Below are 23,015 nucleotides of genomic sequence, written 5' to 3'. Positions count from 1 at the left end.
CTGTCTCCTAGCGGTGCAGCCACGCGTGCAGCACGGCAAGCAGATCTTCCCGGTTGACCGGCTTCGAAAGATAGTCCCACGCGCCCGCTTCGATGCAACGCTCGCGGTCGCCTTTCATCGCCTTTGCCGTGACTGCGATGATAGGCAGCGTACGCCCGACCGGCCGCTTGCGGATTTCCCTTGTCGTCGTAAGACCATCCATCTCTGGCATCATGATGTCCATCAGCACGATATCGATCTCCGGATCCGTCTCGGCCAGCTTTATCGCGTCATGGCCATTGTCCGCCCAGACGTGGCGCATTCCGTGGTCTTCAAGGACCGTTGCGAGCGCGAAAATGTTGCGCATATCGTCATCGACGATCAACGCCTTGCGTCCGGCCAGATCGGCGTCCGAGCGGTGCAAATCGTCGATGAGTTCACGTGCCTGATCGGACAAACGTTTCGGACTCAGGTGCAGCAACGCGGCAGCCGAGTCCAGCAGACGGCTCATGTCCGACGCCACGTAGCTGACGAAGCGTTCGCCGGCTCGAATGCCCTGCGCGGGCATATCCCCATCAGGTGCATAGACGATCACAGGCAGCGGTGCAAAGGACCTGCGCTTACCGAGCGCGGCCTCTATTTCATGGGGGCTTTTCTCCATCAACTCAGGCCCGACGATTAACGCAAAAAGATCTTCCTCGGCCAGCGCTTGGGTCAGTTGTTCGCCTGTCACAGCGAAACTCAACGCGACGTGGTCGCTCGGCAGCAATTGCGTCAATTGCTCGCGGTCGGGCCCTTCGGGCAGCGCGATCAGAACCTTGCGCTCCATTCTGTCGACGTAGCCCGCGATTGCCCGCAGCGCGTCGTCCAGGACTTCACGCGACTGGATTGGTTTGGCCAGGAAGGCGAACGCGCCAGCCTGCAAAGCACGGTCGCGCGACTCGTCCGTCGAGATCACGCAGACGGGAATATGCCGGGTCGCCATATCGTGCTTGAGCCGGGCAAGCACCCGCCAACCGTCCATGTCCGGCAGAAACAGATCGAGCGTGACGATGTCCGGTTTGAACTGATCGGCGAGGGTCAAAGCAGCGGCGCCGAACGGTGTGACAAGTCCCTTGAAGCCATGCTCGCGGGCCGCGTCGAGCAGGAAATGCGCGAAGGCCAGATCATTTTCGACGATCAACAACACCCGCTCTCCGGGCACGATGTTCAAACGGTCGTCATCAGACGTCTGGGACAGTTCGCTCGTCTCGCTGACTACCGTGCTGACGAACTCCTGGGCAGCCAGGGCGTCGGCCCGCTCCGCTGCATCCATGGCAGCGGACGGTTCGCGATCGAGCGTCGCCCCGCCCGTGTCCTCCCCGGTCACGGCGACGCTTCGGCGCGCCACCCAGCCTGTCTCTCCTGACAAGGGGAGATAGAGCGTGAACGTGCTCCCTTTGTTCGGCGAACTCACGAGGCGGATCTCGCCGCCCAACAGCTTCGACAACTCACGACTGATGGCAAGACCCAGACCGGTCCCGCCGTATTTACGGCTCGTGCTGCCGTCCGCCTGTTGGAACGCTTCGAAGATGATCTGCTGTTTGTCCGCCGAAATACCGATCCCGGTATCGGATACCGAGAACGCGATGACGTCCTGCGCCCGGTTAAGTCCTTCGTTATCCGCGCTCCAACCGCCGAACACTTCTTCGATGGACAGCGTGACATGCCCGTGGTGCGTGAACTTGAACGCATTCGACAACAGGTTCTTCAGAATCTGCTGCAGCCGCTTAAGATCGGTGTGAATCGACGCAGGAAGACGGGCGCCCGCATGGATGACAAAATCGACGCTGCGCGATTCCGCGACGTGCCGGAAGGTACGCTCGACGTAGGACGTGAGGTCCGCGAGCCGATGTGCAGCGAAATCCATCACGACGGTACCGGACTCGATCTTCGACAGGTCGAGGATGTCGTTGATCAACATCAGCAGATCGTTGCCGGACGAGTGAATCGTTCTCGAGAACTCGATCTGCCTGGTCGAAAGATTGCCTTCCGGGTTCTTGCACAACTGGTCAGAAAGAATGAGCAGGCTATTGAGCGGCGTGCGCAGTTCGTGGGACATGTTGGCGAGGAATTCCGACTTGTACTTCGAGGTCAGCGCGAGCTGTTTCGCCTTTTCTTCCAGTGCTTGACGGGCCTGCTCGACTTCGGCGTTCTTGCGCTCGACTTCCTGATTCTGGTGCGCAAGAAGCCGTGCCTTTTCCTGCAGTTCCTGATTGGTCTGCTGCAATTCCTCCTGACGACTTTGCAGTTCGTGGGCGAGGGACTGCGACTGCTTGAGCAGATCTTCCGTCCGTGTATTAGCCTCAATCGTGTTGATGACAATTCCGATACTTTCGGTCAGCTGATCGAGGAACGCCAGGTGAGTCGGATTGAACCGTTCGACTGACGCCAGCTCGATGACGCCTTTGACCTGCCCTTCGAAGATGATGGGCAGGACCAGTACGTTATGCGGGACGACGCTGATCAGCCCGGACGTGATCCGGAAACTGTCGACGGCGGACGGCTCAAGCAGAATCTTGCGCCGCTCGACCGCGCATTGGCCGAGAAGTCCCTCGCCGAGTTGCACACGCTTGCCGTGCGACGGATGTCCACTCGATGCATAACTCGCCCTCAGGCGCAGGGCCGTTGCATCAGCGGTGGCGTCGAGCACGAAAAACTCCGCCTGCTGAACGCCGACCACAGGCGCGAGTTCGGACAGAATGAGTTGCCCGACCGCAACGAGATCTTTCTGTCCCTGCAGCATGCGGCTGAACTTGGCGAGGTTGGTCTTGAGCCAGTCCTGCTCGGTATTGACCTGGGTCGTATCCTTCAGGTTGCGGATCATCTCGTTGATCGTATCCTTGAGCGCCGCGACCTCACCCAATGCCTCGACGGTAATCGATCGTGTCAGATCACCTTGGGTGACGGCTGTTGCCACCTCCGCGATCGCTCGCACCTGCGTGGTCAGGTTGGCGGCGAGCTGGTTGACGTTCTCGGTCAACCCCTTCCACGTGCCGGAGGCGCCAGGCACCTTGGCCTGACCACCGAGCTTCCCTTCCACGCCGACTTCACGCGCAACGGTCGTCACCTGGTCGGCGAAGGTCGCGAGCGTATCGGTCATGCTGTTGATCGTGTCTGCGAGCGCTGCGATTTCACCTTTCGCCTCGACCGTCAGCTTGCGCGCCAGGTCGCCGTTCGCGACGGCTGTCACGACCTTGGCGATGCCGCGCACCTGGCTCGTCAGATTGCCCGCCATGAAGTTGACGTTGTCCGTGAGATCCTTCCACGTGCCCGCCACACCCTGCACGTCGGCCTGGCCGCCCAGCTTGCCTTCGGTGCCCACTTCGCGTGCGACGCGGGTGACTTCGGAGGCAAACGAACGCAACTGGTCCACCATCGTATTGATGGTGTTCTTCAGTTCCAGGATTTCGCCCTTGACGTCGACCGTGATTTTTTTCGACAGATCACCGGCCGCCACGGCTTTGGTCACGTCCGCGATGTTGCGGACCTGACTCGTCAGGTTGCCCGCCATGAAATTGACGTTGTCTGTCAGGTCCTTCCAGGTACCCGCCACGCCCTGCACGTCCGCCTGCCCGCCGAGCTTGCCCAGCGTGCCGACTTCCCGCGCGACCCGGGTCACTTCCGATGCGAAGGAGCTAAGCTGGTCCACCATCGTATTGATGGTGTTCTTCAGTTCGAGGATTTCGCCCTTGACGTCCACCGTGATCTTTTTCGAAAGGTCGCCCGCCGCCACGGCTTTCGTCACGTCCGCGATGTTGCGGACCTGACTGGTCAGATTGCCGGCCATGAAGTTCACGTTATCGGTCAGGTCCTTCCACGTGCCGGCCACACCTTGCACATCCGCTTGGCCGCCCAGCTTGCCTTCGGTACCGACCTCACGTGCCACCCGCGTGACTTCAGACGCGAAGGAGCGCAACTGGTCCACCATCGTGTTGATGGTGTTCTTCAGTTCCAGAATTTCGCCCTTGACGTCGACGGTAATCTTCTTTGAGAGATCGCCCGCCGCCACCGCAGTCGTCACGTCCGCGATATTGCGGACCTGAACCGTGAGGTTACTGCCCATCGAATTGACCGAATCGGTCAGATCCTTCCAAGTCCCAGCGACACCTTGCACATCCGCCTGACCGCCAAGCTTGCCCTCGGTACCCACTTCGCGCGCAACGCGGGTGACCTCCGATGCGAAAGAACTAAGCTGGTCCACCATTGTATTGATGGTGTTTTTGAGTTCCAGAATCTCGCCCTTTACGTCCACCGTGATCTTCTTCGACAGGTCACCTGCGGCGACCGCCGTCGTTACCTCGGCAATGTTGCGCACCTGGGCGGTCAGGTTACTCCCCATCGAGTTGACCGAATCCGTGAGGTCCTTCCAGGTGCCGGCGACACCCTGCACATCGGCCTGGCCCCCAAGTTTCCCTTCAGTACCGACTTCCCGCGCGACCCGCGTCACTTCGGAAGCGAAGGAGCGCAACTGGTCCACCATCGTGTTGATGGTGTTCTTCAGTTCGAGAATTTCGCCCTTGACGTCGACCGTGATCTTCTTCGAAAGATCGCCTGCCGCCACCGCCGTGGTCACGTCTGCAATGTTGCGCACCTGCGCCGTCAGGTTGCCGCCCATCGAGTTCACGGAGTCGGTCAGATCCTTCCATGTGCCGGCCACGCCTTGCACGTCCGCCTGGCCGCCAAGCTTGCCTTCCGTACCGACTTCCCGCGCGACGCGTGTAACTTCGGATGCGAACGAGCGCAACTGATCCACCATGGTGTTAATGGTGTTCTTCAGTTCGAGGATCTCACCTTTGACGTCTACGGTGATTTTCTTGGAGAGGTCACCAGCCGCGACCGCCTTGGTCACCTCCGCGATGTTGCGCACCTGACTGGTCAGGTTGCCGGCCATGAAGTTGACGTTATCGGTCAGGTCTTTCCATGTGCCCGCCACTCCCTGCACATCAGCCTGGCCGCCAAGCTTGCCCTCTGTGCCGACCTCGCGTGCCACCCGTGTGACTTCAGATGCAAACGAGCGCAACTGGTCCACCATCGTGTTGATGGTGTTCTTCAGTTCAAGAATTTCGCCCTTGACGTCGACCGTGATTTTCTTGGAGAGGTCACCGGCCGCAACCGCTTTGGTCACCTCCGCGATGTTGCGCACCTGGCTGGTCAGATTGCCCGCCATTGAATTAACAGAGTCGGTCAGGTCTTTCCAGGTTCCCGCGACGCCTTGCACGTCGGCCTGCCCGCCGAGCTTCCCTTCAGTGCCGACCTCGCGTGCGACGCGCGTGACTTCCGCGGCAAAGGTGCCGAGTTGCTCGACCATCGTATTGATGGTCTTCGCAGTTCGAAGGAACTCTCCCTGCAGCGCCCTGCCCTCTGCCTCGAGCGCCATGCTCTTCGAAAGATCGCCCTGTGCGACTGCGCCGATCACGCGCGCGACTTCACTCGTCGGGTGGACCAGGTCTGCAATCAGGGAATTGATCGCCTCTATCGAGTCCCCCCAGAATCCGCGGGCGTAGGGAAGTGCCGCACGCTCCTTCAGGCGTCCTTCCTTGCCGACCACCCTGCTAAGGCGGCCGAGTTCTTCCGACATCCTGACGTTCTGCTCAACGACATCGTTGAATACATGAGAGACCTTGCCATGCATGCCGGTCCAGTCGGGCGGCAACGCCGCCACCTCGCCTTTCTGCAATGCGGTCAGCCCGGCCAGGATGGCCTTTGTGCATTCGTGTCCGGTTTTCGCACTCTCGAAAAGCGTGTTGACATGAGTCGCACTGTCAAGCCACGCGCCTGCGAGCGATTCACAGTTGACGGCTGCGCCCTGAGCGTCCGCCCCGAGGCCGGGCAAACGCTGCGCCATCCGCCCGAGGTCCTGCGACATATGTGCCGTCTGTACCGCCAGCGTGTTGAATTCGGACGCGACCTTCCCCTGTTCACCCTGCCAGCTGTCAGGTAGACGAAAGGACGTGTCGCCTCGGCGCAGCGCGCTAAGGGCGCTCGCGATAAGCGTATATTGGTCATGGGATTGTTGCGATGATCCGACCGCGAACGTGTCCATGCATTCCTCAACTGTCGTTATATAAGCAAATTTATTATTGGTACGCCTTGTCGAACTCGCGAGCTTCGACTGCGTTGAGCCTCGCAAGCTCGTCGTAGCTGCTGCGTCAGCGCATCGCTAATCCAACTTCGTTGTCGAGTCTCCGCGAGTGTTTGCATCAATCCGGCGGTTGCCAGGTTGGCCTGTCCGTGCTCGTCAACCATGGTCTAGCGACGGCCCGCTCTCGTACGCGCCGCTTCTCAGAAACATAGCGACGGCAGCTCGGTACCTGCAGGCCTCCGTAGACGCCGAGTGCGAAGGTCTTGGTAAGCGTTATCTGATTGAGATCGATAACGCCGACGCCCTTCGTCTCGCTCGTCACGTTAGCGGTCGGCGCCGCAGCCAGCGCCAGACTCCGCCAAGCGTCGTTACCGATGCGAGCGCCAAATGCGCCGCCGCTCTATCAGCGTGCGGCGTTGGCGTCGTCGGCGAGACGATCGACCAGCGCCTTGACGCCGCGACGCCACGACAAATCCGTGTTACCGCGAATATCCATAGAACGCTGGAACACGGCGATCCCGGTCGTGACATCCTCCACGCGCAGGTTGATGTTGATGATCAGGTTGCTGACCTTTTGCACCCAGCACACGCCGATGCGCTCAACACCCAGTTTGCGGCCGACCTGCAGTTCGCAACCGTTACAGCTGTTCATGTCTTGCGTCGCCGTGAGCTGCGCGATCATGCTGCTCGCCGGCGCGTTGTCTGCCACATGAAACAACTGGCGGTCGCGCAACTGGGCACGCAGATCGTCGCTGATCATGCCGATGCGAGTTTGCTGGGTACGGTTGGTATCGGCGTCGTTGTAGGAAGCGTTATCGTCGATTAGGGTGCAGTCCATGATGGCAATAGATCGCGCCGCGACTACCTGCGAACTGACAGTGGCAACTACCAGACACAGCACAAGATCGAAAAGAAGACGCGATGAGCGCCCCGCCCGGGCGTGAGGCAAAACCCTTCGTAACTGCAGCATGACTGAATATCTCCCATGAGCCGATTGTCCCGCGGTGAATATGGATCTGCAGGGCATGGTGGTCGAACGCAGGCAAGGACCACGCCCGGAATGGGGATAGGCTGAAGGCCGGCTACGCAAGTTCGGGCGCTATTTCACCGCTGCGACGGGTTCAGTCTGGATCGATAGATTTTCCCCTCACGCGCGTCCTGCCGTTCAAGCTGCCGCACGCTCCAGCCACCCCAAAGGGCTTCCGTTTCGTAAAACGCCCGTTCTTCAGCTGAGCGCGTCCGCCGCATGAGCCTCACGTAATGCGTCCACGGCAGCGGAAACCGTTCGGCCAGTTGTCGTAGAGCGAAGCGGGTAAGGACGCGCCGTTACCGGCGCGTCCTCCCCTAAGAACTGTACGTGCGAGTTTCCCCGCATACAGCTCAAGCCCCCGCGAAACTGCACAGGCGTGCAGCCGGTCCGCTCAGCTTCAAACGAACCTACGCTTCGTTCAAAGTCGTTGTTCCGCGCAAAAGCGCAGAGGGCGCAGACACCGTAGCCGGTGCTCTCTCATGCTCTCCCTCAATGGACTCAGATCATGACTCTGCGTCCAGGGACCGAGCGGAAGTCTGCTCGCTTTCGCGCGAGGCAATGTTGCAGCCTCTATCCGTGCCATTACAGTACGGCCTTCGCTTTTTCCGCCTTCTCATACCCGCACGACCAACAGCGTCCCTTGCGGTTCGCCTGCCACGAGGGCAGTCGTTCGGGCTTCCACGTTCCCATTCCATCACACGACCGGTTCAGGGTTCGCCTTTTCGCCGGTGGACACATGCGACGACGTGCTCTGAATTACTAGCAGGGCAACCGTCCACCTACCTTTTGGTCAATGCCTATCAGCAGCTTTGGCATCTCTGACATGACGACGTTTATCAGCGATTCACTACGTTACCCATGCCGGCCAGCCTAGCGTCTCAGCCCCATCGCTGCCCGGAGCGTCTATGCCACGTCTCGCGAAGGGGCACACTTTCGGACTACGTTGTCGGAAGGGCTTCAACCAACGTCGTTACCAACGATGATTGCCTTCCTAGGCTACCGCTGGTCGTACAGCGGGTTCACTGTCATGCAAATCCTCCTGCATGATCGAACAATGATGCAATGATGCAATGAGCATGCACTGCGCTCGGCGACGCCGAGCCTCATGCTTCGTGTCGCACAGTAAAGTTGTCACCGGAAACGAAGTAATGTTGTCAACATCTGCCTTTTTGCGTATTTTCCCACGGGCTCAAGGTTCAGGGCGATCTGGTTTTCGACGATCGCGTGTAGTGCAGCGTGTGCCGTGACGTTGGGAAGCTTGATCCGGGCGACCCGGTGATACGTTTCGACGAGAGCAATTCGCTCCTGTTCGTCGAGTTCGAGCCATGATTCAGGTTCGGGCGCACACCCGGGGTTGTACTCTTCCATGACGCAAGTCCTGTGCTGACTTCTGCCTGTCGTAAAACTCCCATTTCGAGCCACTTTGCGCTTGAGTCCAGTCATCGGCGGCAAAACGGGCGCCCGTCCCACACGACCGGGAGGGACCCGTTGATGACAACACGCCGGGGCTCGGGCCGTGCAAAAACCGTCCATCCCGTAACAGGGATGCATCGAGACGTTATGCGACCCAGTGATGCGCCAGCACCGTGGCGACGAACGAATGCCCCGGAATGGCCGCAAACTGCTCAAGCAGACGCCTGTTGAGCTGGTCACGTTCCATGCCGGAAGCAAGGGCCGCATCCGCCAGCGCGCCGTAGGCATCCAGCACATCGCTCCTCGTGATTTCGTAACCGAAGCCTGCGGCCATCCAGTGCAGCGCTGCCGTGCCACACGCCACCGCGAATTCAGGCTTGCGCTGCGCGAAATCGCGTGCGGCCCGCGTCAGGGTTCGCGGGTCGGTGGGGCCGCGCATCGCAAGCGACGCCGCCAGATCGAGCAGGCCGGCGTCCTTCGCGGCCGCGAACCATTTCCCCTCGGCGCCCGGACTGCTCGCGACGAGATCGTGGAGGATGTTGTCGGAACTCCTGTCCGGGTATTTTTTCGCGATGGCACGGAATGTTGCGAGATGCGTGGTGGCCTGATTGGCCTCGATCGCGTAGCGCCGATAGGCCTCGTCCATCATGCCCGACGACAGGAGGATCGCTTCGCATTTGCGGGCAATGGCGACAGTGGGCGCATTCAGCCCCCTCGACGCTTCCGCGTAACGCAGTGCTTCAGCCGAACGATTTAATGCGATCAGCGCATCCACCCCGTACTGGCGATACCCCCACCAGTTCAGGCGCGCGCCATTCAAGAGAGCGAGCAGTTCCTCATGGCGCCGTGCGGCATTGAGCGCACTCAGGCAGGCGGTGGCACCTGCGAAATGCTCTCCCAGCCCTTCAGCGCCCATCACGCGCGCTGTAATCGGCAACAACCTGTCTGCCCATAAGGACGCGATGTCGGGCGACGTGCACAGGTCACCCCAGCGATCGCCCAGCTGTTCGATATACGGCATCGGGTCATCCTGGAGCGCGTCAAACAGGCGTTCCAGCCAACGCATCCGGACAGAAGCAGGCACGTCCACCCCGGCGATGACCGGCACAAGCGCATCGATTGCGCGATTCACGGCAGTGCCCATCGCGCCGGAAGAACTGTCCACGTGCTCAAGCGCCGGCGAGAGCTTTTCGAGCAAAGCGACCGCGCCGTCCGCGGCGAGAACAGGATCGGCACGGGCGATCTGCCGGATCTCCACCAGCGCTTCTTTCAGACGCTGGATCGGCAACGCGGATTTCCAGCCGAAGGCGCCACGTCGGAACCGTGCGGCGAAAGCCCATCTGTGAGAGGTTGTGCGTGTCATGCTCCGGGGCACCTTCTCAGCGTAAATTGCCTGTCGTGCTCGTCGACTGACCCGACGATTGCGCGCCGACCGCTCGGGTCGGTGCCGCGGTGCGCGCGCGTCATCAGTGGTCGTGTTCCGCCGGATCGGCGAAAGACGGTTCCCAGGCCTGTCCGCCGTAGAACACGCCAACGATTGACACCACCTCGGGATCCACAAGGTAGGCAATGACTGCGCGCTGCCGGTAGTGGGTCACGCGCAGGCCAGGCAACAGATCATCGCGCGGGACGCCGCGCTCAGGGAACGTCTGCAGGCGCAGGCAGAAACTAATGATGGCGTCGACGTATTGGGCCGCCGTGACCGGCGAACCCGCTTCACTGATGAACCGTTCGATGTCCTCCAGCTGGTCCCGCGCTTCCGGGGCAAACTGCACCCGATGGTTCATGCGGCGCTCGAGCGCTTCTTCGCCAGGTGAGCGCGCACCTGCTCGGGCGTGAGCGCGCGCGCGGGCTCCGTGCGCAACGCTTCGGCCGCAGGCACCACCTCGTCACGCAGCCAGGCCTCGATGGCCCTGTCCCGGGCAGCGAGGGTGCGTAGCCCGTCGCGGATCACCTCGCTTTCAGAAGCATATTCGCCGCTGGCGACCTTGGTGCGGATGAGCTCGGCCATCTCGTTGGGCAGGGTAATGCTGAACTGCTGTGTGGTACGCATGGCGCTCTCCAGGCTGACAGGATTTAATCCTACTCCCTCGACGGGGGGCTGGCAAGGCGCGCCAGCCTTGCACCGATGACGATAGCAGCTGCGCGGGACGGGACGGGACGGGACGGGACGGGACGGGACGGGACGGCGCACAGCTTGACGGATCTTCCTGCGGCGAATCATTTCGATGGAAAAGCTGGATGCGTCTGTCAGGGGCGCGCTTAATATCCGCCCGCCGGCGCCAGCATCGAACCGGTACACCGCTTCGCGCCACAGCGGCATGCATAGTCGGCGGCCAGTTCGGGAGTCATCGCCTCACCGGTAGTGAGTCCATAGGTGATGAAAAGCTCATCGCCGGGCTTTAAGTCCCTGACGGTCTCGATAAAAATCCGCCCGCGCTCATCCTCGATCGCCTCACAGTTCGGCTGGCACGAGTGGTTCAGCCAGCGGGCGCTGTTGCCGCCGACGCTTCCGTCGATCACGCGCCCGTCAGCCAGCCCGAAAATAAATGTATGGCCGGGCACGCCGGAGCGCCAGTACCGGGCAGACGCCCGCCGCCACGACGTCACCTCACCGCGGTATTCGAGGATCCGCTGGCCGGCAGGAATCGCCTGCAGCGCGAACACGCCTCGCCCGTGAACCGATGATTTTCTGACCGTGACGCGCCGCACTCCACCACTCCTGATTCGTTAAGGGTGGGAGCATAGCGAGCGGCGCGTTGCGCGGCAACCCGTCCCTTCAGAACAACGGGATCTGTCGGGGATCGCGCGCCGGGGGTCGCGATACATCGGTCCGGCGGGTACGCCGGTTCCCACCCTTCCTGCTTCCAAGCCGCTGTAGCCGCGCCAGCATCAGCCATTCGCCTGCGCCATCGTGGAAGCGCAACTCGAACACGCCGGTTTCACCGGACAGACATGGCGCCGTTGCGCGAAACGACAGGCGCAAACCTCGTAGTTTCCCGCGGCCAATCATCTGCGCGCGGCTCATGCCTGGCCAGCAATCCGACATGAAGCGCGTCACGGTCCCGGGCAGGGATTCATGTGCGACGCCTTGTGGAAGCGTCAGTCCCGTGAGCAGGTAGATATCAGCCATGCAGCCCATTTCCCTGGTCGCAAGTACCTTGACGTTTATACCGCTTTTTTGCAACGCGTTCCTGGTATGGCGGTCGGCTCGGCGCGGGAAGAACGGGTAGAACGCGATGTCTTCCGGACTGCAGCGGGGGCACCCGACTGCCTCGCGTCCCGCGCGCGCGTCGTTGTCGAACTGAAAACGACGCCGTTCAAACCGGAGTACGCAGGCCAGCTGAACTTCTACCTTTCGGCGATCGACGCGCAGGTGAAGGCAAAAGAGGACCAGCCGACCATCGGTCTGCTGCAGTGCAAGGAAAAGAACCGGCTCGTGGCGGAATATGCGTTGCGCGGCGTAGCGAAGCCAATGGGTGTCGCTGAATACCAGTTTATGCGCGAAGTACCGGAATCACTGGAGACCGATCCACCCACCATTGACCAGATAGAGGCGGAATTACGCCCCGATTCCTGACCCAGGCACCTCGGATTTTTCAGCGCCCCCTCCTCTCGATCAACCGCGAGGCGACCGTCCGTTACTTGGCCATAAAGTCGTTCGCGCTCAGCCACAGCGGCTCATCAGGTCGCGCCAGTAATGTTCTTTGTGCAACTGCGACGATGCGCTTGCGACCGTTTTCAAATGCTCTGAGCGTATGCGCCGGGTCGACGCTACGCGGCAACCAGAAATGATCTTCGAGTGCGTCACGCGCAATCGCGCCTTCGACCTCACGGCCGCGATTCGACAGCATGAAAACCACGGCGCGTCCGTTCGGCGAGACGGCGGGCGCCCGATCTAGCACTTCCATGACGTACCTCGACTATATAATTCGCGGTCTTTTCATATGTATGGCGCCGCTCAGCAATCAACCTACCAGAAGTTGAAAGCAGCGCAATCGTCTATTTGGCAACGGTGCAGCCTAACGGTTACCCACCATCAGCTAAGCTGAGTGGCAACGTTCGTTTGGATAACTTTCGAAGCGCCCCGCGCTTCGAAGACGGCGGTGGGTTTGGGATGCGGTAACTGGTGCAGACGGAGTTGCACATTGGAGCCCGACCTTCTTTTCTATAGTGAGCTTTTTCGGGAACGAGCATATACCACAGCGTGACGGGCGTCCCGTTTTTGCAAATCCCTACTTTCGTGGCGTGTGCCTGCGTCGCTTCCGCAACGTAATCTGCGATCCTGAACGCTGTCCGGGACACGCGCCGTAAATGACACGCTGCGGAAACCGGCCCAGACAGGTGACGCACATCAACTCGGTGATGAGTTGTGCGTTAGCGTCAACGCGCCGACACGCAACCGGCGTAAGATGATTCGCGAGGGACTGTTCGCTTGCCGACGCCTGATTCATCGGCAACTGGGGCATCTCGGGAGCCGGCCTGCCGGCGCGGGCGGCGAACGTCGTACCTTGTCCATTGGCGGCACCGGAACATGCTGACAAGATGTGCGGCCCGTGGATGCGGCTCCATACTGGTTCGTCGAAGAACATCTCTCACGTGTCCCCACCAGTTGCAGAGCATGCGGTTTGATTGGCTACGGGGACTCGAAGCGAACTGACCGTTAGTTGCATTTGGAAAAAGGCTTCACCAAAAATTTGCCCTGCTCCACCGGCACGGTAAGCGACACGTGAGTATCATTGTCGGCAGCCTCCTCCGGTTCTCGGTGCGCTGAGTCCCAAGTTGGTCTCTCGCTGAAGCTGTGAACCGTCCAGGCACCTTGGGCATCATCCAAGCCGCCGTCCGGTTGCCGAATGCGTACAGCGCGAATTAGCTCTAGGAACCGGCGCTGCAGCCCCAAATGCTTGATAACGCGGTCGCGCAGTGCCCAAGCCCGAATGTCGCCGCTTTGAACGTAAAAAATACACTAAAAACGTATCAAACATTACAAGGAAGCGGCCGATGAGCTGGAAAAGCTGTAGCGCCGAGTATTTGCGCTAAAACTGCACGTCACCAGCTCCCAGACAGTCGATTTGCCGTGAAACATCGGATGAGCGAAGGTAAATAGTTCTGCCCGAACAGGGACTTGGCACCAAATCCAAGCACTTCCGCGTTGTTTCACGGGCGATTCCATTGTGATTCCCTTCATGACCTTTGATTAGTTGTCCTAGATAACTTCGGACGCGTCCGTTGCCCCTCGGCTTGACGGGCGCTCCAACCTGCCATCATTTCTTCTTGGCAGGGGTCAGCTCCGGCGCCAGCACGCGATCATTGTGGTGGCTGGGGCGCCACCGGCTCCCGTTTCTGACTGCAGCGATGTGACAGACCACCTCGGGACGCAACGAGCAACTGGATTTGATGCATTTCTATCGACGCCGGGCGGACCCCACGTGCCGAAGCCTTCGATGTGTCATCGGTGAGTGGGACGACGCGTCGAGGGTGCCAGCCGGGATGACTGTAGTGCGACCTTACAGCCCGGCAGTCGCCGTGCGGCAATCTGCGGGTGTGACAAACTCGGGAAGGTGCACGGCAGGCTAATCCGCGTCTCCGATGTTCCGCTGCCGCGTCGAATGAGTACGTCTAGTAGATGCTGCGGCGGCAAGCTTGAGGCCGGGCGACATTCGCAACACTGCCGTGGGAGAGCGGTAGGTTGGCGGCCCGTCGTTCGCCACTGCCCGGCGGGCCTCGCGACGGCACCACTGGTCGCTGTCTGCTGTGGCGTCAGCTAACGTGCCCGACGCGCCGCCGACGCCGCTAGCCAGGCGGATCGCTTTGCGGAGAAGACCTCAGTCATATCTTGACTGCGAAGCTTTGTGCCCAAGCCGCCAGCTTGCAGGCCGGTACGGTCCACCCTCCTGTTCTGCGCGGGGAGATCGGCACTGCGGTACTAGGTCCCGGCATATGTTAATTTCGATCGTCGGCGGGGGTAACACTAGCCGTTAGCTGGCGCGCCCACCTAGCGGGTCAGGAAGAGTCAAGCGTCGCACCCAACGCTCCTGCACGTCCAGCACAGACTACTCGCGATGTGTCGGTCGTCGCGACGTGGTTTCCAGCCTCCAGCCTTTCCGGCGCCGACGCGTACAGCAGTTGCAGTGGCCGTTGCGTGGGCCGCACTCCACCGCGTGGGACTGATACTGAACATTTAGGAAGTCAGCGCTATCGTTGCACTCAGGCAGAACGCTCCGGCATCCGACCGCTGCAACCCCAAGGGCGAGGAACCCAGTGTCCCGCTCGCGCGAACGCACTGCGGCTGGCTAGTAACTTCTTGAACACCGCCGCTTTCACGGGCGGTGCCGTCGAGCAGTACCCAGATGGAGGTCCGTTCTTGCTCAGAACCGTCGTACTGTTGCCCACGCCACAAAACCGACCAAGGCTGAGCTGACGCGCAGAAGCGCTGGTGACACTCGCCGTCGGCCAGAGACGGCCGCCTTAACAAAGCCCAGTACGGTTATCCGAGTCGATGCCGCGGCAATTACGCGTGCGCATACCACTGACGCGCTTTCGAGCGCAGTCGGTGGCGGTGGTAGCGGGAGCTTTCCCTCACGGCCAAGACCGTTCAACTCAACTTTAGCGTGGCCCGAACGCCGAGCCACCACGCGCGGACCTTGTCTCGGTGAAGGCACGGATCCGCAGGCGGAAAGCCGCGCGAATGAAAGTTCGTTGCGCGCCGCACTGCGCTGCCAAACGGGCTGCCCAATAGCGCGGTAGACAGAGGCGGAGGAAGGAAGCGGAGAGGGAAGGAGCCGAACTTGCGGTGACGTCGGACCGGTCTGGATAGGTAATACACGACGACCAGGAGCGCGCGAATCGAAAGACGGATCCTGCGCCGGGAGGTCAGTTTCTTTCGCTAAGCGGCGCGCTGCCGCAGCTAGCGGTGCCAACGCTTGCACCGTCCGCACTTTCTGTCGGGGATAAAAACATGTGAAGGCATCTGTTACGAAACAGGCGGCCTGCCTGCGATACGGCGGACGCCGCATTTGTGAGGAGGATTTGCCTGAGCACCAACGGGAACGAGCCGCCTCTGACGCGAGTCCACAGAGATCTTCAAGCCAATCAGCGGCGAAGCCGTGTCCCCACTGGGGACACGAGCGCCTTTCTTTGCGACAACGCCGGCCTGCGTCGCAGGTCATGCAAATGAGGTGCCGCGCGACGGGTCGACAGCAACTGCCCTGCAAAAAGATGTCAACCGATGGCGACAGCCGGGCAAGCTTTCTGGTCGCTAGTTAGCTGGCTTACATCGGGGCGACGTGTCCCCACTGGGGACACGTCTGTGAGCATTAGGCTCCGCGCGGCGCGGCAGACGGAGCCTTCGCGCGCTCAATACCTCTAGCGGACACAGGGAGAGTCACTCAAGACCGCCTTGGGCATTCGAGAAAAGTTCCGAGATAAGCGCTCGGATCCTTTGCTCCTTGTCGGTCGACATCATGCCCGCCTTGATCTTTACGGTAAACCCGAGCGCATCTTTGGTAATGGACCCCGCTTGATTCTTGCCTGAAAAAATCTTTTCGATCGTTCTGTCAGTCACTCCAACGGCCGACCTACTGTCCCCGTCTATTTGTGCTTTGATTGACCGTGCAAGCTTGGTTTGGTCGAGCTCGCCGTTGACAACCTTTTTCCAAAGGGTCCGCGCGATCTCGAATGCCCGTGCGTTTTTGTTACGCAGTGCCGATACGACGCCTTCGGCTGCATGCGCGCCCATCAGCCGCGGCTGAACGTCTAGATCCTGCGTGATGAAATCCGGTAACTCGCCGAACGCAAGGAACCGATACAACTCAGATCGAGACATCCCCAACGCCTCCGCCATACGCTTCCGGTTTGGAAACTCGGTCTCCGCGCGCCGGATCGAACGCGCGACTTCGTAGTCGGACAAATCCTCTCGGGCGACATTCTCGACCAGAGCCAACATCGCCATCTCTTCGTCGGAGAGTTCGATGATGACAACCTTGATCGACTCCTTGCCGATCATTTTGTGCGCCCGCCAGCGCCGCTCGCCAGCCACGATCTGATAGCCGTTCGTAGCCCGTCGGACCACAATGGGCTGGACAAGCCCTGCCTCACGTATGGATTCCGCAAGCTGCGTAAGTTTTGCTTCGTTGAAGACCTGCCTAGGCTGCCAAGGGTTGGGCACAATGTCGCCAACCGGGAGCTCAGAAGCCGCACCTGATTTCTCTAGTTCGACGATGCGCTGCTGTGCGGCGGCTAACGCGCCAGCCATTCCCGGCGCCGTGCGGGGGCTAGACGGCTTGTCCTGTTGCACAATCTTTATGTCTTTCGCTGCTCGGACCTCAGCCGTCTTGCTCATCATGCGGTCGCGTAAGTTACTCATTGCCCAGCCCTCCATTGCGCAACGTATTGGTCGTCGATCCATTTGCAGTACTCCATCAACGGTGACTTAACACGCGCCAAAGTCTTGGCAACCGAATCGGCTCGCGACAAGTCGAACACGGTGGAAAACGCGAGCGCACCGTTACTCATCACCGAACTAGCCGGAACCTCCGTAGTGTGTAGCCAATCGCCGTATGCACGTTGCGCCCACGAGCGCACCACCGGCGCAGAGGACGTCGTTCCATAATCCACACGCGATAGAAGCACCGAAATGAAGTCATATGTCTTGTCGACCTCATGCTCAACAAAGCCGTTTGCGACCTCGGCAAACAGTGACCAAAAAGATACTGACGAAATAAAGTCCAAGCTTTCTGGCACCAAAGGCATCACCATCGAATCCGCCGCCATTAAGCCATTGAGCGTCATGTACGAAAGAGAGGGCGCCGTGTCCAAAATGATGTAGTCGTACTGGGACCGCAGAGGCTCGATACCCTTGCGAAGCACAGACCAGAATTCGAAACCCGGACTAGTCTTTTGTGCCGTGGGAAGATGGAACTCCGCGTCGTGCAAATAGTTATGCGCCGGGATAACGTCGAGTCCGTCCCAATAGGTGCGTTGGACCTTGGCACCGAGCCCGCCTTCGATATTCGGGTCATAGATGTATGGAAGCACAGTGTCTTCCCAAGTCACATCTTTTTCCGCGTATAGACCACACAGCTCTGAAAGCGACGCCTGTGGGTCCAGGTCGATCACCAGTACTTTCCGACCACGCAGACTGAGGCCCTGTCCGATACACATGGTCGTTGTTGTCTTACAGGAACCGCCCTTGAAGTTGGCCGTTATCAAAACCCGTCCTTGGTGCTCACGCGTGCCGGTAACCAAGGGAGTTTGGTAAATGTCAGATACCTGCTGAACCCATTTGCGTACGTCCTTCAGCGAAAATATTCGTGCTCGACCGGTCCCAGGCGTTTCGCCGGGCGGTAGATCGCCACCTTCTTTAGTCGCCAGATAGTTGATTTTTTGGCGATCGATCCCGCACAGTTCCGACAGCTCGCCGATGGTAAATGAGGGGGGTGTCTTTCGCGGACGCGGCGCTAGTATTTGATCGCGCAGTTCGTTCGTCATGACCGACAGGCGTTCAGCGAACTCTCCAAGGTGAGAGAGCTTGACGCTTCGGTCAATGCCAGGCAACTCGCTGAAGTTCATTAGCGTTTCCTTCTAAATTTGACGGTGAGGCGTTTTCTGCACGCTCACCGGATGTTTATACGGTTTGACATTCAAATAGCGCCGAACCGTAGAATACCTGCGGCACCGAAGAATAGCTACAGCAACGCCTTGCTGAGGCGGACCAGATGGGCAACCGCAACACCTTAACTTTCAGGTACTTAGCCCATATACCCGCGACAATCCCGACCATTGTCCGTCGGTGCGTTGCATTTCAGTCCATCAGCTATCACAAAAACCCTCACCTTACGGACGCCAAACCGGGCATAAGCGCGCGTCTTTTCAGCCCTTTGCACAAATCACCTCACCTTTCTTGAGCTGCTCGGGCAGGCTCTGTTGGCGTCTCGCTGTTTTTAAAGGGCCTCTGGGCGACTTTCAATCGTTGAGTAGAGCCACGGCTTGCTGCTAGGAAGTGATCTCGGACGCGACATCTTGATCACGTCGGATGTCGCGGTCATCCACATTCGGTTGTTTGTATTTTTAGGAAAAAGAAAACCAACCGACCACCAACAGGTAGCAGCGAAGGCTTAAGATTCAATGCCTTATCTTTCTGAGGTGAGGTGTTCTGTGCCGAAGGTGCTGTGGATTGAGCCGACAGGTGAGGTTAACTGGCGGGAAAGGTGAGACGGCGTGGGCGCGAAGGTGAGGTTTGCTAGCGCGGCAAGGTGAGGTGTTTTGAGCGCGGATTTTTTTAAGGTGAGGCTAATTGTGATTTCAGACGTCGCAAGGTGAGGTCATCTGTGTTGACACCCCACCTTGGTGTCGGTACGGTACGGTTCCGTGGCAACTAGAGAACAACGACCGGAGGCCGAATGGCGATAGCAGGGCAAGTGGCCACGTCTAGGCAACTAGCACTGGCCTTATTCGACGATGCAAGCGCTGAGGACTTGCCGCTCGACGCCGCCCGCTCAGACATTGGATTTGCTCGAAAGAACGTTCTCATACGCATCATCGATCTGGGGGTGGCTGCTCGGCGTTTAATTGACGCGGCCTACTTCATCGTCGCACAGGAAGAGCAGCCACGGGATCTGTATGACGTTGAATTGGACTACTTTAAGTGGCTTATGCGCTACTCAAGCCGTAACAACGCGCACCTTGAGCAAGTTATCACTGAAGCGCAAAGAGCTTTGATACAAGCCACCACTGCACCAGAAGCCGACGGAAGCAAGCCATTTGGCTCAGTGCAGTTAATCGGTCGAATCTCTTATCAGGGCGGACGCTTCCAGTTCAGAGTCCCGCCGGACCTCATAGGGATAATACGCGGTCCAGGGAAGTCGCACTGGCTAAGCCTACGTATCACATCGCTGTTCACGCTCAGCTACGCCCGAGTGATGTACGATCACCTGTTGCCATACGCGGACGATGGGATAACCGATTGGCTGGAGCTCGAGGAGCTTCGCTCTTGGCAGGGGGCAATGGGCGCCAAGGCGTACGAGTTCAAATATTTCAAGCGGGACTGGTTGGCGCCGGCCGTGGAGCAGATCAACGAAGTTTCGGATCTGAACATTTCCTATGAGACGCGCAATGAGCCCGGCTCCCGAAAGATCGGACGCCTGCGCTTTCGCATTGAGCGGAAGGAGTTGGCGGAGCGGGTCTTGCACACGCATGAACAGGCGCAAGCCCTATATAGGACGTTGAAGCAGGAACTAGGACTGTCGAGCGCCCAGCTGAATCAGATCGCGGCAGATCGGGACAAATACACCGACGAACGCCTGGAGCAGGCGATTGAGCGCACGCGTTTTAGCCTAAAGCTCGGCAACATCTCGAAGAGCCCCGCCGGGTTCTTCATGAAGGCTCTGAAAGAGCAGTGGATTGTTTCCGACGCTGAACGCCAGATGGTGCAAATCCAAGAGAATCTTGCACAGACAGAGAAACGCGAGTTGCAAGAGAAGCAGCAGGTCCAAACACGTATGGCTTTGCGGATCGCTGCGCAAGAAGTGCACGCACAAGACCGAATGGTCGAGGAGGTCCGCCTCGGTTGGGCAGCATACGAAGGCGCGACGATTAAGCAGCAGGAAGATTGGCGACGAACCTATAAAGGGACGCCGGCGGGAAAACTGACGTTGCGGCGGTTAGGCATCGATCCCAGTGCGGACTTGTCGGATGCAATGATAGCGAAATACCCGGATCTCAAGGACGGATTCGCCGGCTATGTATTCAATAGATCGCGGAACGGTAAGGGGCGCTAACCGGATCGTGGACCTGGTCTTGAGCCTGTCAGATTTAATGAGATGGTCACTCCCACCCTACATGCGAGTTACGCTGTAGGGTGCTTTGTTTCTGGAGACCCATCATGCAAAGTGTGACGTTGGTTGGAGTTGATCTGGGCAAACACTCGTTTCACCTCCACGGTCAGGATCAGCTCGGTCGAGCGGTGTCTCGCAAGAAGGTAAGCCGCAAGCAGCTCGTCGAGTTTTTCGCTCTTGCAACGCTGATGCTAACGGCGTTATGCGGAGGACGTCGTCCCGTGTTCAGAAAGGCGAAGATGTCCGCCGTCGTGCTTCCAGGCGGAAGACTTGCGGCGCGCTCCGAGATCAGCTTCTCTCCGACCTGCTGCATGAGAGCGTGGAGTGTGGCCACTTGTGCGGCAGACAACGGCTTGTCGGCGATTGCGTCCAACAGGACTTCGGGCAACCGCGCGACGGCCAACATCCGTGACGTGCGAGCCGTCGAAACGCCGAGTCCCGCGGCCAACTCCTTTTGCCTTACCCAGACCGCGCTCAATCATTGCCGAATAGAACCGACCCATAACCACCACGGGCGCCTTCGCGGCACCGGAGCCGGTTGTGCATTGAGACTGCGGTCAGCTAGTTGGGAATCTGACGCACACTAAAGTCGTACTGCATGTTCGGGGCCTCATCTATTCGTTCGAATCTTTACGTCCAGAGCTTATCGTGCCGATGGTGCTGTCAAGAAGGCAATCGCTTGCGAAGCTCGTTATGCAACGCGCTGAGCGGCTCCGCCGTCAACCGGCCACTCGGTGTCCTTGCGGGGATTTTACGGATACGAGGCAAATATCTAGCGTCAATGGATAACCTTGGTAGCGGCCATTGGCTTGATAACCAAGCGCCAAGCTCGCTTGGGGACGGAAACTGCTCTACTTTACGGCGCTGAACAGGGGGCGCCGACCGTAAAAGCTCCAATTATTTACCGTCATTCCGGGTTAAGGCCGTGAGCCGGCTCGTCCCAATCGCGGGACATCGGCCGTGTCTCCAATGCGGCTGCAAATCACACCTCTTTTGCATGACTAGCTTCCTGCTGGCGCTGATTCAATTGAGTCGGCACAAATGGACCGACCGTCATGCGTTTATTCCGCAGTAAAAAACAGGTAGCGCTCTCCACAGCGCCAGGTGGTTATTCGGAAGAGGACCCAGAAGGGCTCATCTTCGATATGGGTGCGCGTCTGCGCACGGAAGCAAATCACTGGAAGCTTTTCGCCTTCTTCCTGGCGTTCGTTGCGGGTGGGGCGGTGTACACGCGAAATCCACCGCCGTCGGTGGTCAAGGCTTACGGCGTCTCGTCCGACGCTAATGGCCATGCGGTTGTCCGACAGTTGACAGCCTACAAGCCAGACGATCAGGCGATTCGCACCGCACTGAAAGAAACAGTAGAGAGCTGGTTCACGATCGAGCCGGTCCTCACAGACGACATCCAGGCTTCGCGGATGGCGCGCAACATCAACGCCGTCAAGGCGATGATGGTCGGCAACGCACGTAACCAGTTCGCTGACTGGATCAAGGCCGACGCGCCGTTCCAGGCCATTACGCTCAATCCGAAGCTCGTGCGCGAGCCGCGCGTCTTCAACGTCGCATTGCTCGAAGACTCGACGGCTGTCGTTGAGTTCACAACCAGCACCACCCAGTCACCGACCGACAAGCCGGTCGTCCAGAAATACGCCCTGACTTTCCGCTACCAGGTCGTCCCTCCGACTGCCGAAGACGCGCTCGGCCGCAACCCGTTCGGGCTCTTCTATCCGTTGTTCTCCATGCAGAAGACCCAATGATGAATTCGAACCCTACGTTTGCCGCGTTGATGGTCGCCGTGTTGTGCGTCGGCGCGATGTGTCAGCCGGCCAGTGCCGCGAGAAAGCGCGAAGCGCCATCGGGCGCGTCGTTCGATATCGCGAGCGCCATGAGCGATCCAATGAGCCCGGTTAATCCCTACAACGCTGGCACCGATCCCGTCACGATGCCTGGCGACGCGCGGATGGCGGTGTTTCCGTACAGCCGCGACCAGATCTACCGGATCATGACCGCACCGTTGAAGAACACGACAATCGAGCTCGCGCCCGGCGAGCGGCTGACCACGGATCCAGCGATGGGCGACTCGGTGCAATGGATCGTGGACACCGACGGGGCTAACCATGTCTTCGTAAAGCCGATCAAGCCCGGACTCGTCAACACGTTGCATCTGACGACGAACCTGCGCGAATACGACATGACGCTCGTCTCTTCTCCGATGGGCGGACTGTTCTATCAAACCGTGCGCTTCAACTACCCCGGCTCGTTGATGGCAAAGGTGCGTGCACGCGAAGAGGCGGGCTACGATCCGCGCGACGGCCAGAGTTCGCCGAATGACTCGGGCCCCATTGGCGTGTCGCCGGACAAGCTGAACTTCGATTACACGGTTTCCGGCTCCGCGTCGTTCAAGCCTGAAACCGTGTTCGACGACGGCAAGTCCGTCTGGCTGCGGCTGCCGGCCGACGCTCCGTTCGCCGTTCCGATCGTGAAAGATCATGGCGACGTCGTGAGTCCAAACTTCATTCGCCGGGGGCAGTACATCGTCATCCAGGAGATGGCGAAGGAAATCGTCTTGCGTGCGCCGAATGAGGAAGTGACCGTCAGGCGCCGGCGTCCTGGCCTGTTCGGATTCTGAGTCGAA

The 23,015-nt window shown here is 59.5% G+C and carries 16 protein-coding genes and 1 pseudogene; 5 read left to right on the top strand and 12 right to left on the bottom strand.

Annotated features, from left to right (window positions below; all coding sequences use genetic code 11):
- Positions 1–7: 7 nt before the first annotated feature.
- The 9 genes from AB6809_RS32760 to AB6809_RS32720 form a co-directional block, all read right to left on the bottom strand.
- The gene (locus AB6809_RS32760) at positions 8–6,064 is read right to left on the bottom strand and encodes a HAMP domain-containing protein (RefSeq protein WP_371028115.1); all 6,057 of its coding nucleotides are present in this window, start codon (positions 6,062–6,064) and stop codon (positions 8–10) included.
- Between the two features lie 442 nt (positions 6,065–6,506).
- The gene (locus AB6809_RS32755) at positions 6,507–7,073 is read right to left on the bottom strand and encodes a DUF3280 domain-containing protein (RefSeq protein WP_371028114.1); all 567 of its coding nucleotides are present in this window, start codon (positions 7,071–7,073) and stop codon (positions 6,507–6,509) included.
- Between the two features lie 134 nt (positions 7,074–7,207).
- Positions 7,208–7,396 carry a DUF1016 N-terminal domain-containing protein gene (locus tag AB6809_RS32750; RefSeq protein WP_371028127.1) on the bottom strand — a complete coding sequence of 63 codons (189 nt, stop codon included), beginning with the start codon at positions 7,394–7,396 and terminating at the stop codon, positions 7,208–7,210.
- Positions 7,397–8,264: 868 nt separating this feature from the next.
- A complete protein-coding gene (locus AB6809_RS32745) occupies positions 8,265–8,501 on the bottom strand; it encodes a hypothetical protein (RefSeq protein ID WP_371028113.1) in 237 nt (78 codons plus the stop codon).
- A 190-nt stretch (positions 8,502–8,691) separates the two neighbouring features.
- On the bottom strand, positions 8,692–9,909 hold the full coding sequence (locus tag AB6809_RS32740; protein WP_371028112.1) for a hypothetical protein: 1,218 nt from the start codon (positions 9,907–9,909) through the stop codon (positions 8,692–8,694).
- A 103-nt stretch (positions 9,910–10,012) separates the two neighbouring features.
- Positions 10,013–10,333 (bottom strand): type II toxin-antitoxin system RelE/ParE family toxin, encoded by a 321-nt coding sequence (locus AB6809_RS32735; RefSeq protein WP_371028111.1) that lies wholly within the window; start codon positions 10,331–10,333, stop codon positions 10,013–10,015.
- Positions 10,330–10,599 carry a type II toxin-antitoxin system ParD family antitoxin gene (locus tag AB6809_RS32730; protein ID WP_371028110.1) on the bottom strand — a complete coding sequence of 90 codons (270 nt, stop codon included), beginning with the start codon at positions 10,597–10,599 and terminating at the stop codon, positions 10,330–10,332. The genes AB6809_RS32735 and AB6809_RS32730 overlap by 4 nt, the downstream gene beginning before the upstream one ends.
- A 209-nt stretch (positions 10,600–10,808) precedes the next feature.
- Positions 10,809–11,258 carry an SET domain-containing protein gene (locus tag AB6809_RS32725; protein WP_371028109.1) on the bottom strand — a complete coding sequence of 150 codons (450 nt, stop codon included), beginning with the start codon at positions 11,256–11,258 and terminating at the stop codon, positions 10,809–10,811.
- 67 nt (positions 11,259–11,325) lie between these two features.
- Positions 11,326–11,679 carry a hypothetical protein gene (locus AB6809_RS32720; protein WP_371028108.1) on the bottom strand — a complete coding sequence of 118 codons (354 nt, stop codon included), beginning with the start codon at positions 11,677–11,679 and terminating at the stop codon, positions 11,326–11,328.
- Positions 11,680–11,745: 66 nt separating this feature from the next.
- Here AB6809_RS32720 and AB6809_RS32715 point away from each other — a divergent pair, with 66 nt between their 5' ends.
- Positions 11,746–12,126, top strand: a complete 381-nt coding sequence (locus tag AB6809_RS32715; RefSeq protein ID WP_371028107.1) for a PDDEXK nuclease domain-containing protein — start codon at positions 11,746–11,748, stop codon at positions 12,124–12,126.
- 61 nt (positions 12,127–12,187) lie between these two features.
- On the opposite strand, the gene AB6809_RS32710 is transcribed toward AB6809_RS32715, so the two are convergent.
- The 3 genes from AB6809_RS32710 to AB6809_RS32700 all read right to left on the bottom strand — a co-directional run bounded on the left by AB6809_RS32710 (position 12,188) and on the right by AB6809_RS32700 (position 18,116).
- A complete protein-coding gene (locus AB6809_RS32710; protein ID WP_371028106.1) occupies positions 12,188–12,457 on the bottom strand; it encodes a DUF1488 family protein in 270 nt (89 codons plus the stop codon).
- Between the two features lie 3,473 nt (positions 12,458–15,930).
- A complete protein-coding gene (locus AB6809_RS32705; protein ID WP_371028105.1) occupies positions 15,931–16,911 on the bottom strand; it encodes a ParB/RepB/Spo0J family partition protein in 981 nt (326 codons plus the stop codon).
- Entirely contained in the window at positions 16,908–18,116 is a 1,209-nt protein-coding gene (locus AB6809_RS32700; protein ID WP_371028104.1) for an AAA family ATPase, read from the bottom strand. The genes AB6809_RS32705 and AB6809_RS32700 overlap by 4 nt, the downstream gene beginning before the upstream one ends.
- A gap of 830 nt (positions 18,117–18,946) precedes the next feature.
- On the opposite strand from AB6809_RS32700, the gene AB6809_RS32695 reads away from it, so the two are divergent.
- The 4 genes and pseudogenes from AB6809_RS32695 (at position 18,947) to AB6809_RS32680 (ending at position 23,009) form a co-directional block, all read left to right on the top strand.
- Complete coding sequence (locus tag AB6809_RS32695) at positions 18,947–20,323, top strand: replication initiation protein (RefSeq protein WP_371028103.1); 1,377 nt, start codon at positions 18,947–18,949, stop codon at positions 20,321–20,323.
- A gap of 104 nt (positions 20,324–20,427) precedes the next feature.
- Positions 20,428–20,589 (top strand): annotated as a pseudogene (locus AB6809_RS32690) (IS110 family transposase); the annotation flags it as partial.
- A gap of 846 nt (positions 20,590–21,435) precedes the next feature.
- Positions 21,436–22,137 carry a type IV secretion system protein gene (locus AB6809_RS32685; RefSeq protein WP_371028102.1) on the top strand — a complete coding sequence of 234 codons (702 nt, stop codon included), beginning with the start codon at positions 21,436–21,438 and terminating at the stop codon, positions 22,135–22,137.
- Positions 22,134–23,009 (top strand): TrbG/VirB9 family P-type conjugative transfer protein, encoded by an 876-nt coding sequence (locus AB6809_RS32680; protein WP_371028101.1) that lies wholly within the window; start codon positions 22,134–22,136, stop codon positions 23,007–23,009. The genes AB6809_RS32685 and AB6809_RS32680 overlap by 4 nt, the downstream gene beginning before the upstream one ends.
- The last annotated feature ends 6 nt before the right edge of the window (positions 23,010–23,015 follow it).

Source organism: Paraburkholderia sp. RCC_158 (assembly GCF_041355255.1).
Classification (GTDB): Bacteria; Pseudomonadota; Gammaproteobacteria; order Burkholderiales; family Burkholderiaceae; genus Paraburkholderia; species Paraburkholderia graminis.
The sequence above is the reverse complement of the archived record's forward strand: the minus strand, read 5'-3'. Positions and strand labels throughout refer to the sequence as shown.

Coding starts and splice junctions, on each gene's coding strand:
- AB6809_RS32680 (WP_371028101.1), top strand. CDS start 22,134: ATGATGAATTCGAACCCTACGTTTGCCGCGTTGATGGTCGCCGTGTTG.
- AB6809_RS32740 (WP_371028112.1), bottom strand. CDS start 9,909: ATGACACGCACAACCTCTCACAGATGGGCTTTCGCCGCACGGTTCCGA.
- AB6809_RS32760 (WP_371028115.1), bottom strand. CDS start 6,064: ATGGACACGTTCGCGGTCGGATCATCGCAACAATCCCATGACCAATAT.
- AB6809_RS32745 (WP_371028113.1), bottom strand. CDS start 8,501: ATGGAAGAGTACAACCCCGGGTGTGCGCCCGAACCTGAATCATGGCTC.
- AB6809_RS32700 (WP_371028104.1), bottom strand. CDS start 18,116: ATGAACTTCAGCGAGTTGCCTGGCATTGACCGAAGCGTCAAGCTCTCT.
- AB6809_RS32735 (WP_371028111.1), bottom strand. CDS start 10,333: ATGAACCATCGGGTGCAGTTTGCCCCGGAAGCGCGGGACCAGCTGGAG.
- AB6809_RS32685 (WP_371028102.1), top strand. CDS start 21,436: ATGCGTTTATTCCGCAGTAAAAAACAGGTAGCGCTCTCCACAGCGCCA.
- AB6809_RS32705 (WP_371028105.1), bottom strand. CDS start 16,911: ATGAGTAACTTACGCGACCGCATGATGAGCAAGACGGCTGAGGTCCGA.
- AB6809_RS32695 (WP_371028103.1), top strand. CDS start 18,947: ATGGCGATAGCAGGGCAAGTGGCCACGTCTAGGCAACTAGCACTGGCC.
- AB6809_RS32720 (WP_371028108.1), bottom strand. CDS start 11,679: ATGGCTGATATCTACCTGCTCACGGGACTGACGCTTCCACAAGGCGTC.
- AB6809_RS32710 (WP_371028106.1), bottom strand. CDS start 12,457: ATGGAAGTGCTAGATCGGGCGCCCGCCGTCTCGCCGAACGGACGCGCC.
- AB6809_RS32755 (WP_371028114.1), bottom strand. CDS start 7,073: ATGCTGCAGTTACGAAGGGTTTTGCCTCACGCCCGGGCGGGGCGCTCA.
- AB6809_RS32730 (WP_371028110.1), bottom strand. CDS start 10,599: ATGCGTACCACACAGCAGTTCAGCATTACCCTGCCCAACGAGATGGCC.
- AB6809_RS32715 (WP_371028107.1), top strand. CDS start 11,746: ATGGCGGTCGGCTCGGCGCGGGAAGAACGGGTAGAACGCGATGTCTTC.